The following is a 14,520-nucleotide window of genomic DNA, read 5'->3' on the forward strand; positions in this document are numbered from 1 at the left end:
CTCTACACCAACAAGTTAAACGCGTCTCACCCTACAAATTTTAGTCTTGTTCACAAAATGAATAATAAGCTTCATCTTCATCGGTTTGAAGGCAACAAAAAAGGGAAGCCGACGCTTCCCTTTAATTATCTCTTAATCACTTCGAAGAGTAATGAATTACTTTTGAAGGACAGAGATATCTGCGACCTGTAAGAACAGGTTACGCAGGTTGTTCAGCAATGTCAGACGGTTCTTCTTAAGTGCTTCGTCGTCTGCCATTACCATTACGTTATCGAAGAATGCATCTACTGGCTCACGTAGATCTGCTAGCTTGCTTAGGGCTTCTTGGTAGTTACCGGTCGCAAATGCAGGCTCTAGTGCTTCAGTCATGACTTCAACGCTTTCTGCTAGTGCTTTCTCTGCGTCTTCTTGTAGCAATGCTAGGTCAATTTCTTCTGCTAGTTCGCCGTCGAATTTCGCTAGGATGTTACCTACACGCTTGTTCGCTGCTGCTAGAGACTCAGCTGCTTCTAGTTCACGGAAGTGAGAAACCGCTTTAACACGTTGGTCAAAGTCTGCTGGTTTAGTTGGACGACGCGCTAGTACCGCTTGAATGATGTCTACGCTGAAGCCTTCGTCTTGGTACCAAGCACGGAAACGACCAAGCATGAACTCGATAACGTCTTGTTCAACGTTGTCGTTGGTTAGGCGGTCGCCGAACAGTGACTTCGCTTTCGCAACTAGGTCAACAAGATCTAGGTTGTAGCCGTATTCAACGATGATACGCAGTACACCTAGCGATGCGCGGCGTAGTGCGAATGGATCAGAACCTTTAGGTGCTTGACCAATACCGAAGATACCGACGATAGTGTCTAGTTTGTCTGCCATTGCTACAGCAGTTGAAACGCCGTTTGATGGCAGTTCATCACCTGCGAAACGAGGCATGTATTGCTCGTTCAGTGCTACTGCAACTTCTTCTGTTTCACCGTCGTGGCGCGCGTAGTGCATACCCATCACACCTTGAGTATCCGTGAATTCGAATACCATTGAGGTCATTAGATCACATTTTGCTAGTAGACCAGCACGCTTTGATTTCTCAACGTCAGCACCGATTTGCTCAGCAATGTAGCCAGCAAGTTCTGTGATGCGGTCTGTTTTGTCTTTGATCGTACCCAGTTGCTTTTGGAAGATCGCTTGTTCTAGTTCTGGCAGACGGTCGATAAGCGGACGCTTACGGTCTGTGTTGAAGAAGAACTCAGCGTCAGCAAGACGAGGGCGAACCACTTTCTCATTACCTTCGATTACGTAACGAGGCTCTTTTGATTCGATGTTCGATACGAAGATGAAGTTAGGTAGTAGCTTCTTATTTTCATCGTAAACAGGGAAGTACTTCTGGTCACCTTTCATGGTGTAAACCAACGCTTCAGAAGGCACTTTTAGGAACTCTTCTTCAAACTTCGCTGTTAGTACCACTGGCCATTCAACCAGAGACGTTACTTCTTCTACTAGGTCATCTTCTAGGTCAGCGATACCGCCAACCGCTGCTGCCGCTTTTTGTGCGTCAGCTAGGATGATGGCTTTACGTGCTTCGTAATCAGCCATAACTTTACCGCGCTCTTCTAAGATTGCAGGGTATTGCTCAGCAGAATCGATAGTGAACTCTTGCTCACCCATGAAGCGGTGACCACGGATAGTGCGGTCAGAAGCGACACCAAGGATCTCGCCTTCGATTAGGTCGCTGCCCATCAGCATGGTTAGCGTCTTAACTGGACGGATAAATTGAGTCGTTTTGTTACCCCAGCGCATTGGTTTTGCGATAGGTAGGTTTGCTAGTGCTTTCGCTGCAAGTTCAACGACGATCTCAGACGTTGGCTGACCTTTCACTTCTTGTTTGAACAGTAGCCATTCACCTTTATCTGTAACCATGCGCTCTGCTTGGTCAACAGAAATACCACAACCGCGTGCCCAGCCTTGAGCCGCTTTGGTTGGGTTGCCTTCCGCGTCAAACGCTGCAGAAACCGCAGGGCCACGTTTTTCAACGATTTTGTCTGATTGGCTTTCTGCTAGTGCCGCGACTTTAAGTGCAAGACGACGAGGAGCCGCAAACCATTTCACGCCTTCGTGAGCAAGCTCAGCGCTTTTTAGTTCTGCTTCGAAGTTTGCTGCGAATGCTTCAGCTAGCGTACGAAGTTGCGTTGGTGGTAGCTCTTCTGTACCTAGCTCGATTAGAAATTCTTTTGCCATGTTCTCTACCCCTTACGCTTGTTCTTTCTTACACATTGGGAAGCCAAGAGCTTCACGCGATGCGTAGTATGCTTCTGCTACTGACTTAGTCAGATCGCGAATGCGCAGGATGTAACGCTGACGCTCAGTTACTGAGATCGCTTTACGTGCGTCTAGTAGGTTGAATGCGTGACCTGCTTTTAGGATACGCTCGTAAGCAGGTAATGGCAGTGGCTTTTCAAGCTCAAGCAACTCTTTACACTCTTTCTCACACTGCTCGAAGAAACCAAATAGGAATTCAACGTCTGCGTGCTCGAAGTTGTAAGTCGATTGCTCTACTTCGTTTTGGTGGAAGATATCACCGTAAGTCACTTTGCTGCCGTCTGGTGCGATGTTCCAAACTAGGTCGTAAACCGAGTCTACTTCTTGGATGTACATTGCTAGACGCTCGATACCGTAAGTGATTTCGCCAGTGACTGGTTTACACTCAAGGCCGCCAACTTGTTGGAAGTAAGTAAACTGAGTCACTTCCATACCGTTTAGCCAAACTTCCCAGCCTAGACCCCATGCGCCTAGTGTTGGGTTTTCCCAGTTGTCTTCTACGAAACGGATGTCGTGTACAAGAGGGTCAATACCAAGAACTTCAAGGGAGCCAAGGTACAACTCTTGAATATTGTCAGGCGATGGTTTTAGCGCTACTTGGAATTGGTAGTAGTGCTGAAGACGGTTAGGGTTTTCACCGTAACGGCCATCAGTAGGACGACGTGAAGGTTGTACGTAAGCTGTCGACATTGGCTCTGGGCCAAGCGCTCGTAGACAGGTCATTGGGTGAGAGGTACCCGCACCCACTTCCATATCTAGCGGTTGAACAATGGTACAACCATTTTGAGCCCAATAATCCTGCAGCGCGAGGATCATTCCCTGGAAGGTTTTGATATCGTATTTTTGCATAAGTCAGGTTCGCGCGATTCTCTTGTTACTCGTTAATTCGTCATCTATGCCGAGTTTTTCAACTCTAACAACGGCGATAAAGAGTAATTACGGTTGAATAAATTAACAATCTAGTATAACCAGATATTGAGCATGGGAGTAGAGCTAATCTTGATTAATTCGTGGGCGATTTTCTCCTTTAATGAATTTTTACCGCGTTATCTGCTGTATTTTTCTTAAAAGGGAGTTTTTGCCTGCTTTGGCTCTTGAGAAGCGCAACAAAGGTGGCTAGAATTGCGCCTGTCTTTGGGGAGTAGCTTACCTGATGAAGTTTCTGTTTCATCTGGTTCGTCCGTCAACATAATTGGTGCAAAATCACCATGGCGTTCGAGACTTGAAGCCTTTCAAGTTTAGCAAGACCTTAGACAAATCATCACGAACCGGGGTAGGGGCGTGAGGTTTGTCTTCGGTTAAATATAATAATCCCTGCCCCAATGAGCATGTCGTGAGCGTTTTAGCTATTTCAATTACTACTGTAGCGTTAGCAGAAATTGGCGATAAGACCCAATTGCTATCTCTATTACTCGCAAGTCGTTACCGCAAACCAATACCAATTATTGCAGCAATCTTTTTGGCAACCATTGCCAACCACGCTTTGGCTGCATGGTTAGGTGTGGTTGTCGCTGACTATTTATCACCTGATATTTTAAAGTGGGTGCTGGTGGTCAGTTTTGTCGCGATGGCGGCTTGGGTGTTGATTCCTGATAAGTTGGATGATGACGAACAGATTTCAAACCGAGGTCCTTTCATTGCCAGCTTTATTGCTTTCTTTGTGGCTGAGATTGGTGATAAAACTCAGATCGCCACTTCTATCCTAGGCGCGCAATACGCGGATGCGCTGAGTTGGGTCATACTTGGCACGACCATTGGTATGCTGTTGGCTAATGTGCCTGTGGTGTTAATTGGTAAGCTTTCAGCAGACAAGATGCCCCTGGGGTTGATTCGTAAATTCACCGCTATTTTGTTCGTGTTGTTGGCGATTGGTGCGGCCTTCTTTTAATGTTTTTAGGCGGATAACGCAGCCTGAAAATGGAAAATGTTATCCGCGAACAATCGTTAAAATGATGCAAATAATCAATAACTAGCGAATTAGTGGCGTAGCTCAAACTCTGACTTAAAATCGCTCCGTAGCGTGACGGATGACATATTAGTGTCATACTTGTCATGGTAGTTTAATGGTGTGAATGATAGCGAGAGGGCAAGTTTATGCTTACACGTTACATGGGGATGACCCCAAAGAGTCAGAGTTATTTATTCACCTTTGGTTTGGCGCTTTGCTTGTTAGCGATGGTACTGACTGATATGTGGTTGCCGATTGTGGCAGGATCGTTCGTTCTTACTGGATTAACAGTAGAGGCGTGGATTCGCGTAGCCCACATCATTCCTATGCATGAAGAGATGCGGGCAATGAAAAAACAACTCAACAAGCTCCAATCAGAAGTTCGCACACTCGAATACGATGAATAAACAAACGGCAGCCAATCGGCTGCCGTTTTTAATTCGACCAGATTATTCCAATCCTTTCTTGATCAGGTACTGATACGGAACTTGCTCCGTTTGTGCCGCAATTAATTGGTGATCCATAAAACGGCAGAAACTCGGAATGTCTCGAGTCGTGGATGGGTCATCTGCTTTGACCAGCAAAATCTCACCATCTTGCATGTTGCGAATTGTCTTCCTGACCATCATCACTGGCTCTGGGCAGCGCAGTCCTTCCGCCTCTAATGTCTTTGTTGCCAGTTCAGGATTAAAGCTCATAGTGTGATTCTCGTAACTAACTTAGCGGTGAATTCTACGTTCGTTGAAAAAATATTCAATAACCACTTGGCAAACGGAATTTTTTGTTTTACCTTAAATTAACAATTTGGTAACAACTGGCAAGGGAGAGGCAATGTTAACAGCGTTAGACAGACTTACGATTTACTCCGTACTTTGCTTTATCTCGTTTTGTGCTTTGGTACTCAGAACGCCAGCTGACACCTCTTTGATGCCTCTTGTAGGCATGGTTGCCACTATTATTGGGATTTGGATCGAGATGCGCAAATGGTCAGGTGCATCTGAGCAAGAAAATTAGCGCTTTTTGCTTCGATCAGAATACTTTAATAACGCTCACCTATTTTTACCAACACTTCATTCCGACACTATCCCCATTTTTCTTGGGCTTCCCCGCTGAAAGGCGGGATTTTTTTTGCCTGAAGAGTACAATTTACCCAAACACATACAAAATAAGTGGCTAATTCGTGGAACTGGAAGACATCTATCGCCGAGATTTAAATTTACTGGTTGCGTTGCGAGTACTGATAGAAGAAAACAGTGTCAGTAAGGCGGCAACACGTCTGAATTTGAGTCAATCGGCAATGAGTCGTGTGCTTGGTCGTCTGCGTGACTTATTGGGAGACCCGCTGTTTACTCGTCAGGGACAGCATTTGATCCCAACTCAGAAAGCGTTAGAGATCGATCGCTCATTAGGCGAGCCATTAGAGTCTTTACGTCAGTTGTTATCTCCGGTTGAGTTTGACCCATTGCAATGCGTACAGACTTTCAACATCGTGACCACCGACTATGCCATGCAAACGATCTTACCGTTCGCTTTGCCGAGAATTTACCAAGAAGCGCCAAACGTGTCTTTTAACTTCTTACCACTGCAACACGACCGTTTATCAGATCAGCTCACTTATGAAGGTGCAGACTTAGCGATTTGTCGCCCGACAGGTCCGGTGGAGCCGCTACGCAGTGAAGTGTTGGGGCGAGTGGGGGTGCTGTGTATGCTTTCAAAACAGCATCCATTAGCGGATAAAGAAATGAGCTTGGATGATTATCTGAGTCATCCACATGCCATGATCGCCATCAGTGATGGTGTTAAGGCACTGATCGAACAAGCTTTGATGGAGAAACCTAAGCGTAAAATGGTTCTGCGGGCTTATCATTTAGAAGCCGCATTGGCGATCATGGATACGTTGCCAATTATCATCACAGTGCCAGCGGACTTGGCGTATCTGGTTGCCGAGCGTTATGACTTGGTGGTGAAACCATTACCCTTCCAATTTACTCCATTTGAATACTCGATGATTTGGCATGCGCGTTGCGAGCATTCTCCTGCTCAAGAATGGTTAAGAACGATTGTGCGTGAAGAATGTAGCCGTCTAATAGCTAAGCGTATCGAAGATATGGGACTAAACTGCTAACAAAAAGAGCCAGTAATACCGGCTCTTCGTCTGTTTACGCTGAGTCAGTGTTTATAGCTTGATAACTACACGACCTGTTACTTGACCGTTAGTGATGTCTTCTGCGTATTTTGGTGCTTCTGCTAGTTCTACTTCAGTACACGCTTGCTCGAAATAGCTGTCTGGTAGTAGTTCAACCAGTTTTTCCCATGCTACGATGCGTTTCTCTGTTGGACACATTACTGAGTCCACACCTTGTAGACGAACGTTACGTAGGATGAACGGCATCACTGTAGTTGGTAGATCAAAACCACCTGCAAGACCACAAGCGGCGACTGCACTGTTGTAATCCATTTGCGCCAGTACTTTTGCTAGTACTTTGCTGCCGACGGTATCTACCGCACCTGCCCATACTTGCTTTTCAAGTGGACGTGCTGGTTCTTCAAATTCAGTGCGGTCGATGATGCGGCTAGCACCTAGTTTTTCAAGTAGCGGGCCGTTTTTCTCTACACGTCCTGTCACTGCAGCAACTTTGTAGCCAAGCTGCGCTAGGAGCGTTACTGCTACCGAGCCTACGCCGCCACTTGCGCCCGTTACTAGGATTTCACCAGCTTCAGGTTTGATGCCTGCATCAAGCAGTGCTTGAACACATAGCATACCAGTGAAGCCAGCAGTACCAACCATCATTGCTTTCTTGCTGTCTAGACCTTTTGGTAGTGGCACTAGCCAATCCGCTTTTAGACGAGCACGTTGAGCCATGCCACCCCAATGGTTTTCACCCACGCCCCAGCCAGTTAAGACCACTTTGTCACCAGCTTGGTAACGCGAATCTTCAGAACTTACAACCGTACCCGCTAGATCAATGCCAGGTACCATCGGGAAGTTACGGATGATTTTACCTTTACCTGTGATCGCCAAACCATCTTTGTAATTCAACGATGAGTAATCGACTTCAACCAGAACGTCACCTTCCGGCAGTTGTGTTTCATCGATTTGCTCGATACTAGCGATAGTGCGTTTGTCTTCTTGGTTTAGAACTAGAGCATTAAACATAAGGTTCTCCGAAATTGCGTTAGCGTGACTCAGTTGCCACATACAGCAAGATATTAACTGTCTATAAGTCTATGTCTTCTCTATCTATGAATAAAATGAAAGTTACTCATTTCATGTATGCTTCGTATGCATATTTACTGTGTTTGGCGTAAAACAAAGGGCGACATCTGATGTCGCCCTTAAGTGTAATACTAAATTATTTTAGTATTTATTCATTTCATGCTGGTTGTTGAGTAGATCACTACGACCATCGTCGTTTTGAGCCTACTTCACTCAAAGCGTTAAGGCCTCTCAAATACGGTCGCTATACCCTGACCCAAACCGATACACATGGTGGCTAGACCGTATTTCGCGTCTTTCGCTTCCATTAGGTTGATCAACGTTGTTGAGATGCGTGAACCAGAACAGCCTAGTGGATGACCCAATGCTATCGCACCACCGTTAAGGTTGACCTTCTCATCCATCACATCAAGCAGACCTAAGTCTTTAGCACACGGCAGAGACTGCGCTGCAAATGCTTCGTTTAGCTCAACCACATCCATGTCTTCAATTGAAAGACCAGCACGCTTGAGCGCTTTTTGCGTCGCCGGTACCGGACCGTAACCCATGATGGATGGATCGCAACCTGCGATCGCCATGCCCTTAATACGTGCGCGAATTTTCAAGCCAAGCTCATTGGCTTTCTCTTCACTCATGATCAGCATCGCTGATGCGCCATCAGACAGCGCTGATGATGTACCGGCTGTTACTGTGCCGTTTGCTGGGTCAAACACAGGACGAAGCTGAGACAGACCTTCAACGGATGTTTCAGGGCGAATCACTTCGTCGTAATCCAGAGTAAACAGTGTACCGTCAGCCGCATGGCCTTCAATTGGTAGGATTTCGTTTTTAAAGCGACCCTCTACGGTTGCTGCGTGCGCACGAGCGTGAGAGCGCGCGGCAAACTCGTCTTGTTGCTCACGGCTAATGCCATGTAATTTGCCCAGCATTTCAGCCGTTAAGCCCATCATGCCCGCAGCTTTTGCTACGTTCTTTGACATACCTGGGTGAAAGTCTACCCCGTGGTTCATTGGCACATGCCCCATGTGCTCCACGCCACCAATTAGGCAGATTTCAGCATCACCAGTCATGATGGCACGTGTACCGTCGTGAAGCGCTTGCATTGATGAACCACACAAGCGGTTAACCGTCACGGCGCCAATTTCAATCGGCAGGCCCGCGAGTAGCGCGGCATTACGTGCAACGTTAAAGCCTTGCTCTAGTGTTTGCTGTACACAACCCCAGTAGATGTCTTCAATCTCGCTTGGGTTCACTTGTGGGTTACGTGCAAGAATGCCTTTCATTAGACGCGCAGATAGATCTTCTGCTCGTGTATGACGGAAAGCACCACCTTTAGAGCGACCCATTGGAGTACGTAGACAATCGACTACGACAACATTTCTTGTTTGATTAGTCATTTTAGAATCCCTCCTTAGATAGAACCTTGCTGTTGTGCACCGTAAAAGCTTTCACCTTTCGCCGCCATATCAATCAACATTTGCGGCACTTGGTACATCGCACCTAGCTCGGCGTGTTGTTTTGCCATTTCAACGTATTCAGCAATACCCACGCTGTCTAGATAGCGGAATACGCCACCGCGGAATGGAGGGAAACCAAGACCATAAACCAATGCCATGTCTGCTTCCTGCGGAGTGGCGATGATGCCTTCTTGAAGGCACAGCACCACTTCGTTGATCATTGGAATCATCATACGTTGAATGATGGTCTCATCGTCAAAGTCATGCTTATCGGCACAAACGTCAGCAAGTACTGGTAAGATCGCTTCTGAGAAGGTTTTCTTCGGCTTACCTTTTTTATCTATGGTGTAGCTGTAGAAGCCATTACCATTTTTCTGACCATATTTGTCTGCTTCAAATAGTGCATCAATCGCATCACGACCTTGTCTACCCATACGCTCAGGGAAACCGTCAGCCATCACAGCTTGTGCGTGGTGCGCGGTATCAATGCCGACTACGTCAAGCAAGTACGCCGGTCCCATCGGCCAGCCAAACTTACGCTCCATGACTTTGTCGATTTTCGTAAAGTCAGCACCATCACGAAGTAGCATGCTGAAGCCGCCAAAGTATGGGAACAATACGCGGTTAACGAAGAACCCTGGGCAGTCATTAACGACAATTGGTGATTTGCCCATTTTCGCAGCATACGCCACAACACGATTGATGGTTTCATCAGAGGTGTGCTCACCACGGATGATCTCTACAAGAGGCATACGATGCACTGGGTTGAAGAAGTGCATACCACAGAAGTTTTCTGGGCGTTTTAGTGATTTTGCCAATAGGTTGATAGGAATCGTCGAGGTGTTTGAGGTGATAACGGTGTCGTCACCGACATGGGATTCGACTTCACTCAAAACCGCCGCTTTTACTTTCGGATTTTCAACGACAGCTTCAACAATCACATCAGAGTTTTCAATACCTGCGTAATGTAGGCTCGGTGTGATTGACGCTAAAATACCCGCCATCTTAAAGCCATCAATGCGACCGCGAGATAAGCGTTTATTCAGCAGCTTAGATGCTTCAGTCATGCCTAGGTCGAGCGACGCTTGCGCGATGTCTTTCATTAAGACAGGCACACCTTTTAGCGCTGATTGGTAAGCAATGCCGCCACCCATGATACCTGCACCTAATACGGCTGCACGTTGCGTGTCTTTACTTGCTGACTTCGCTGCTTTTTTCGCAATGCCTTTGATGTATTGATCGTTAAGGAATAGGCCAACGAGTGATTTTGCTTCTTCCGATTTGGCCAGTTTCACGAAGTGCTTACGCTCAATGTCTAACGCTTCATTACGTGCAAAGCGAGCACCTTCTTCAATCGTGATAACGGCTGTCATTGGGGCAGGGTAGTGAGGACCAGCTTTCTGTGCCACTAGACCTTTCGCCATGGTGAAGCTCATCATCGATTCTAGCTTACTCAGCGTTAGTGGAGATGTTTTCTGTGCTCGGCGTGCTTGCCAGTCAAGTTTCTCGTTAATTGCAGAGTTCAGCGTTTGTAGTGCCGATTCGTATAAAGCATCAGTCTCTACAACAGCATCGAGTAAGCCAATTTTCAATGCTTCATCAGCTCGGCATGCTTTACCTTGGGTGATGATTTCCATTGCGCTGTCTGCGCCAATAACGCGAGGTAAGCGTACACAACCACCAAAGCCCGGCATGATTCCCAGTTTCGTTTCTGGTAGGCCGATGCTGGTGGTTTTGTCACCAATACGCATGTCTGTTGCTAGCACACATTCACAACCGCCACCAAGAGCGTGGCCTTTGATCACCGAGATGGTCGGAACGGGTAAGTCTTCTAATTTGTTAAAGATGCTATTAGCAAATTGCAGCCATTGGTCGAGCTCGGCATCCGTTTTAGCAAACAGACCTAAAAACTCGGTAATGTCTGCGCCTACAATGAATGCGTCTTTATCTGAAGTGAGCAACAACCCCTTGAGGCCTTGATGGGCAATGAGCGCATCAAGAGCTTTATCTAGCGATTCCAATGTCGCTAGGTCGAGTTTGTTGACGGATTTTGGAGAGCAGAAGCTTAGCTCTGCAATACCATCTTGTATTTCCTTTACCTGTAGGGTTTCGGCTTGGTAAATCATTGTCTATCTCCATGACATACAATCGTGGATTGTCTGTATACCTATTTCAACGACGCCGTGTACCTCGGCAAATAGGTATCGAGGAAGTCGTTTTATTTTTGTTCTGGTTTGACCAGTAAAGTTAGTTTGGATCGTGGATTGTCTAATTTCAATACATTTTTTAAACAAGTGTTTAACATTGTGCGCTGTGGCAGATCTTATGCGACGGGTAAATCACACTCGTGATAGACTTCAGGCAAATAGACCTGAATCCATAATCCTATGAATGACAAGCCTTATCTGATTCCAGCAGAGCTCGCTCAATTTGAAGAAGAAATTAAAAAGAGCGTATTCATTACTTATTTGGCGCACACGCCAAGTATCGAAGCTGCAAAAGCATTTGTTGATCAAATCAAAGCTAAACACGCTGATGCTAGACATAACTGTTGGGGCTTTGTTGCTGGTCGACCAGAAGATTCGATGAAGTGGGGCTTTAGTGATGATGGGGAGCCGTCCGGAACTGCAGGCAAACCGATCTTGGCGCAGCTGTCTGGCTCTGGGGTGGGGGAGATCACGGCAGTGGTCACGCGATACTCTGGTGGAATCAAGTTAGGTACAGGCGGCTTGGTTAAAGCGTATGGGGGTGGGGTACAACAAGCGCTCAAGCTGCTTCAAACTATTGAGAAAAAAATAACCACAAAGCTCAGACTAACGTTAGACTATGGGTTTATGCCGATCGCACAGTCAATCATGCCGCAATTTGGTGCGATAGAAGTCGAGGCTGAATACAGCGATCAGGTGGTATTAGTGGTGGAAATTGAGCTTCGAGAAGTGAGCGCGTTTACCCAAGCAATCATCAATAAAAGCGGGGCAAAGGCAATTGTCACTCCGCTAGACGGACAATAATGAAAAACAGGAAGCAACAGGGACAGCTTCGCTAGTCAATTTATCCATGCAATTTCGTTCAATTATTCGAATCGTCGGGCTACTGCTCGCACTCTTTAGTGTCACTATGCTTGCGCCAGCACTCGTTGCGCTGATCTATCGAGATGGTGCAGGTGTGCCTTTTGTCACGACATTTTTTGTTCTGCTGTTTTGTGGGGCCGTTTGTTGGTACCCAAACCGCAGGTATAAGCACGAGCTTAAAGCTCGAGATGGCTTTCTTATTGTCGTTCTGTTCTGGACAGTACTTGGCAGCGCAGGCTCGATCCCCTTTCTAATAGCTGACAACCCGAACGTCTCAGTGACAGATGCGTTTTTTGAATCGTTTTCTGCTCTCACTACGACCGGGGCGACCGTTATTGTTGGTTTGGATGAGTTACCTAAAGCGATTCTATTCTATCGACAGTTACTGCAGTGGTTCGGCGGTATGGGAATCATCGTATTAGCGGTGGCGATTTTGCCAGTACTTGGCATTGGTGGTATGCAGCTTTACCGCGCCGAGATCCCTGGCCCAGTCAAGGACACTAAAGTGACGCCGCGCATAGCAGAAACTGCTAAGGCGCTTTGGTACATCTATTTGAGCCTGACTATCGCCTGTGCATCGGCTTTTTGGTTAGCTGGTATGACGCCATTTGACGCCATCAGTCACAGCTTTTCCACCATTGCCATTGGTGGCTTCTCTACCCACGATGCCAGCATCGGATACTTTGATAGTTACGCGATTAACCTAATTACCGTGGTTTTTCTGCTTATATCTGCATGTAACTACACACTGCACTTTGCTGCATTTGCATCGGGTGGTGTGCATCCCAAGTATTACTGGAAAGATCCTGAGTTTCGCGCCTTCTTGTTTATTCAAGTGCTGCTATTTGTCATTTGCTTTCTATTATTACTGAAACATCACTCTTACACATCGACATACGATGCTTTCGATCAGGCACTGTTCCAAACCGTGTCAATTTCGACAACAGCGGGTTTTACGACGACAGGTTTTGCGGACTGGCCGCTCTTTTTACCTGTGCTGTTATTGTTCTCTTCCTTTATAGGTGGTTGTGCTGGTTCAACAGGCGGCGGCATGAAAGTGATTCGTATCCTGCTTCTTACCTTACAAGGTGCGCGTGAACTAAAACGTTTAGTCCATCCGCGCGCGGTTTACACCATCAAAGTAGGTGGCAGTGCCCTACCGCAACGTGTTGTCGATGCGGTTTGGGGCTTCTTCTCCGCATACGCATTGGTATTTGTGGTTTGTATGTTGGGGTTGATTGCAACAGGAATGGATGAGCTCAGTGCGTTCTCGGCGGTGGCTGCGACTCTGAACAACCTCGGTCCTGGCTTGGGAGAAGTGGCGCTTCACTTTGGTGATGTTAACGACAAAGCAAAATGGGTATTGATAGTTTCTATGCTGTTTGGTCGTTTGGAAATCTTTACCTTACTTATTCTACTTACGCCGACGTTTTGGCGTAGCTAAGGGGAAATCGTGGCAAAAGCATTATTTCTATACTCTTCCCGCGAAGGGCAGACTAAAAAAATTCTCCACTATATAGATGAACAACTTCCAGACTTCGATTGTGAGTTGATGGATTTACATAATGTCGAGACGATTGATTTCAGCCAATACGACAGAGTATTGATAGGCGCCTCTATTCGCTATGGCCATCTTAATAAAAAGCTATACCAGTTTATTGAGCGAAACCTCAATCAATTGGAGCAAAATAAAGTGGCATTTTTCTGCGTAAACCTAACCGCTCGTAAAGAGGACCAAGGAAAGGATACACCTGAAGGTAGTGCTTACATTCGCAAGTTTCTAATTAAGTCTCCTTGGAAACCAACGCTAATCGGTGTTTTTGCTGGTGCACTTTATTACCCACGTTACAGCTGGTTCGACAGAACTATGATTAGGTTCATTATGTCGATGACAGGTGGCGAAACCGATACGACCAAAGAAGTGGAATACACCAATTGGGAAAAAGTGGCTCTTTTCGCAGATAAATTCAGAGAACTGTAGAAATAACGTGCTCTTTTGACTGCTTTTGATGCAAATTTATCCGAACGATAAAAAAATCAAAAAAAACGAGAAAAAGGGCTTGCCAATGTGATCGCAATCTCTATAATGCCACCTCGCTGACACGGCAACGCTTCGAAAGAAACGCAGTCGAGGTTAGCAAGCCAAATTAGCCAAGCGGAAACGCTTGAAGAAAGTTTGAAAAAAGTGATTGACACTAAACTTTAACTCGCTAAAATGGCCGTCCTGTTTTGAGCAAGGCTCAACAGGAAAAGCTCTTTAACAATATAGACCTATCAATCTGTGTGGGCACTCGTTGATGATAATCCAAATAGTTTCTTCGGAAACAATTTAGGTTTCAATGATACGAAGTGACCATTGAATCTTCGGATTCAGCACAGTCAATTCAAACATTACTTTATGTAATGTTCAGTATTCATTGAGCCGAACAAAATCTTAAATTGAAGAGTTTGATCATGGCTCAGATTGAACGCTGGCGGCAGGCCTAACACATGCAAGTCGAGCGGAAACGAGTTATCTGAACC

The 14,520-nt window shown here is 46.2% G+C and carries 14 protein-coding genes and 1 rRNA gene; 8 read left to right on the forward strand and 7 right to left on the reverse strand.

Annotation, left to right across the window (positions count from 1 at the left end):
- Positions 1-156 precede the first annotated feature (156 nt).
- From glyS to L3V27_RS21620, 3 genes are all read right to left on the reverse strand, one after another.
- Positions 157-2,223 carry a glycine--tRNA ligase subunit beta gene (glyS, locus tag L3V27_RS21610; protein ID WP_237312705.1) on the reverse strand — a complete coding sequence of 689 codons (2,067 nt, stop codon included), beginning with the start codon at positions 2,221-2,223 and terminating at the stop codon, positions 157-159.
- Between the two features lie 12 nt (positions 2,224-2,235).
- Positions 2,236-3,153: a glycine--tRNA ligase subunit alpha gene (gene glyQ, locus L3V27_RS21615; RefSeq protein ID WP_048625586.1), complete on the reverse strand. Its 918-nt coding sequence runs from the start codon at positions 3,151-3,153 to the stop codon at positions 2,236-2,238.
- 178 nt (positions 3,154-3,331) lie between these two features.
- Positions 3,332-3,475 carry a hypothetical protein gene (locus L3V27_RS21620; RefSeq protein WP_012841258.1) on the reverse strand — a complete coding sequence of 48 codons (144 nt, stop codon included), beginning with the start codon at positions 3,473-3,475 and terminating at the stop codon, positions 3,332-3,334.
- 162 nt (positions 3,476-3,637) lie between these two features.
- Between L3V27_RS21620 and L3V27_RS21625 the strand changes: the two genes are divergently transcribed.
- Complete coding sequence (locus L3V27_RS21625; RefSeq protein WP_237312706.1) at positions 3,638-4,192, forward strand: TMEM165/GDT1 family protein; 555 nt, start codon at positions 3,638-3,640, stop codon at positions 4,190-4,192.
- A 206-nt stretch (positions 4,193-4,398) separates the two neighbouring features.
- Complete coding sequence (locus L3V27_RS21630; protein WP_031780377.1) at positions 4,399-4,659, forward strand: hypothetical protein; 261 nt, start codon at positions 4,399-4,401, stop codon at positions 4,657-4,659.
- Between the two features lie 42 nt (positions 4,660-4,701).
- Here L3V27_RS21630 and tusA read toward each other — a convergent pair whose 3' ends face one another.
- Positions 4,702-4,950, reverse strand: a complete 249-nt coding sequence (gene tusA, locus L3V27_RS21635) for a sulfurtransferase TusA (RefSeq protein ID WP_005394130.1) — start codon at positions 4,948-4,950, stop codon at positions 4,702-4,704.
- Between the two features lie 133 nt (positions 4,951-5,083).
- Between tusA and L3V27_RS21640 the strand changes: the two genes are divergently transcribed.
- Both L3V27_RS21640 and L3V27_RS21645 read left to right on the forward strand, forming a co-directional pair.
- On the forward strand, positions 5,084-5,266 hold the full coding sequence (locus tag L3V27_RS21640; RefSeq protein WP_005394131.1) for a hypothetical protein: 183 nt from the start codon (positions 5,084-5,086) through the stop codon (positions 5,264-5,266).
- A 166-nt stretch (positions 5,267-5,432) separates the two neighbouring features.
- Positions 5,433-6,377: a LysR substrate-binding domain-containing protein gene (locus L3V27_RS21645; protein ID WP_005378881.1), complete on the forward strand. Its 945-nt coding sequence runs from the start codon at positions 5,433-5,435 to the stop codon at positions 6,375-6,377.
- A gap of 51 nt (positions 6,378-6,428) precedes the next feature.
- Here L3V27_RS21645 and L3V27_RS21650 read toward each other — a convergent pair whose 3' ends face one another.
- The 3 genes from L3V27_RS21650 to fadB form a co-directional block, all read right to left on the reverse strand.
- Positions 6,429-7,409 (reverse strand): MDR family oxidoreductase, encoded by a 981-nt coding sequence (locus L3V27_RS21650; RefSeq protein ID WP_237312707.1) that lies wholly within the window; start codon positions 7,407-7,409, stop codon positions 6,429-6,431.
- 281 nt (positions 7,410-7,690) lie between these two features.
- Entirely contained in the window at positions 7,691-8,866 is a 1,176-nt protein-coding gene (gene fadA / locus L3V27_RS21655) for an acetyl-CoA C-acyltransferase FadA (protein WP_074190071.1), read from the reverse strand.
- Positions 8,867-8,880: 14 nt separating this feature from the next.
- Positions 8,881-11,052 (reverse strand): fatty acid oxidation complex subunit alpha FadB, encoded by a 2,172-nt coding sequence (gene fadB / locus L3V27_RS21660; RefSeq protein ID WP_237312708.1) that lies wholly within the window; start codon positions 11,050-11,052, stop codon positions 8,881-8,883.
- 261 nt (positions 11,053-11,313) lie between these two features.
- On the opposite strand from fadB, the gene L3V27_RS21665 reads away from it, so the two are divergent.
- From L3V27_RS21665 to L3V27_RS21680, 4 genes are all read left to right on the forward strand, one after another.
- Positions 11,314-11,937 (forward strand): YigZ family protein, encoded by a 624-nt coding sequence (locus L3V27_RS21665; RefSeq protein WP_074190073.1) that lies wholly within the window; start codon positions 11,314-11,316, stop codon positions 11,935-11,937.
- Positions 11,938-11,983: 46 nt separating this feature from the next.
- On the forward strand, positions 11,984-13,441 hold the full coding sequence (locus L3V27_RS21670) for a TrkH family potassium uptake protein (RefSeq protein ID WP_006743175.1): 1,458 nt from the start codon (positions 11,984-11,986) through the stop codon (positions 13,439-13,441).
- A 9-nt stretch (positions 13,442-13,450) separates the two neighbouring features.
- On the forward strand, positions 13,451-13,978 hold the full coding sequence (gene hemG / locus L3V27_RS21675; RefSeq protein ID WP_104974672.1) for a menaquinone-dependent protoporphyrinogen IX dehydrogenase: 528 nt from the start codon (positions 13,451-13,453) through the stop codon (positions 13,976-13,978).
- Positions 13,979-14,433: 455 nt separating this feature from the next.
- A 16S ribosomal RNA gene (locus L3V27_RS21680) occupies positions 14,434-14,520 on the forward strand; the annotation flags it as partial.

Source organism: Vibrio sp. J2-3(2022), from assembly GCF_021725735.1.
In the GTDB taxonomy this organism is placed as follows: Bacteria; Pseudomonadota; Gammaproteobacteria; order Enterobacterales; family Vibrionaceae; genus Vibrio; species Vibrio diabolicus.

Excerpts from the sequence above, each read along its gene's own strand:
- L3V27_RS21640 (WP_005394131.1), top strand. The coding sequence starts at position 5,084 with ATGTTAACAGCGTTAGACAGACTTACGATTTACTCCGTACTTTGCTTT.
- glyS (WP_237312705.1), bottom strand. The coding sequence starts at position 2,223 with ATGGCAAAAGAATTTCTAATCGAGCTAGGTACAGAAGAGCTACCACCA.
- L3V27_RS21630 (WP_031780377.1), top strand. The coding sequence starts at position 4,399 with ATGCTTACACGTTACATGGGGATGACCCCAAAGAGTCAGAGTTATTTA.
- L3V27_RS21670 (WP_006743175.1), top strand. The coding sequence starts at position 11,984 with ATGCAATTTCGTTCAATTATTCGAATCGTCGGGCTACTGCTCGCACTC.
- L3V27_RS21620 (WP_012841258.1), bottom strand. The coding sequence starts at position 3,475 with ATGAAACAGAAACTTCATCAGGTAAGCTACTCCCCAAAGACAGGCGCA.
- fadA (WP_074190071.1), bottom strand. The coding sequence starts at position 8,866 with ATGACTAATCAAACAAGAAATGTTGTCGTAGTCGATTGTCTACGTACT.
- L3V27_RS21650 (WP_237312707.1), bottom strand. The coding sequence starts at position 7,409 with ATGTTTAATGCTCTAGTTCTAAACCAAGAAGACAAACGCACTATCGCT.
- L3V27_RS21665 (WP_074190073.1), top strand. The coding sequence starts at position 11,314 with ATGAATGACAAGCCTTATCTGATTCCAGCAGAGCTCGCTCAATTTGAA.
- tusA (WP_005394130.1), bottom strand. The coding sequence starts at position 4,950 with ATGAGCTTTAATCCTGAACTGGCAACAAAGACATTAGAGGCGGAAGGA.
- glyQ (WP_048625586.1), bottom strand. The coding sequence starts at position 3,153 with ATGCAAAAATACGATATCAAAACCTTCCAGGGAATGATCCTCGCGCTG.
- fadB (WP_237312708.1), bottom strand. The coding sequence starts at position 11,052 with ATGATTTACCAAGCCGAAACCCTACAGGTAAAGGAAATACAAGATGGT.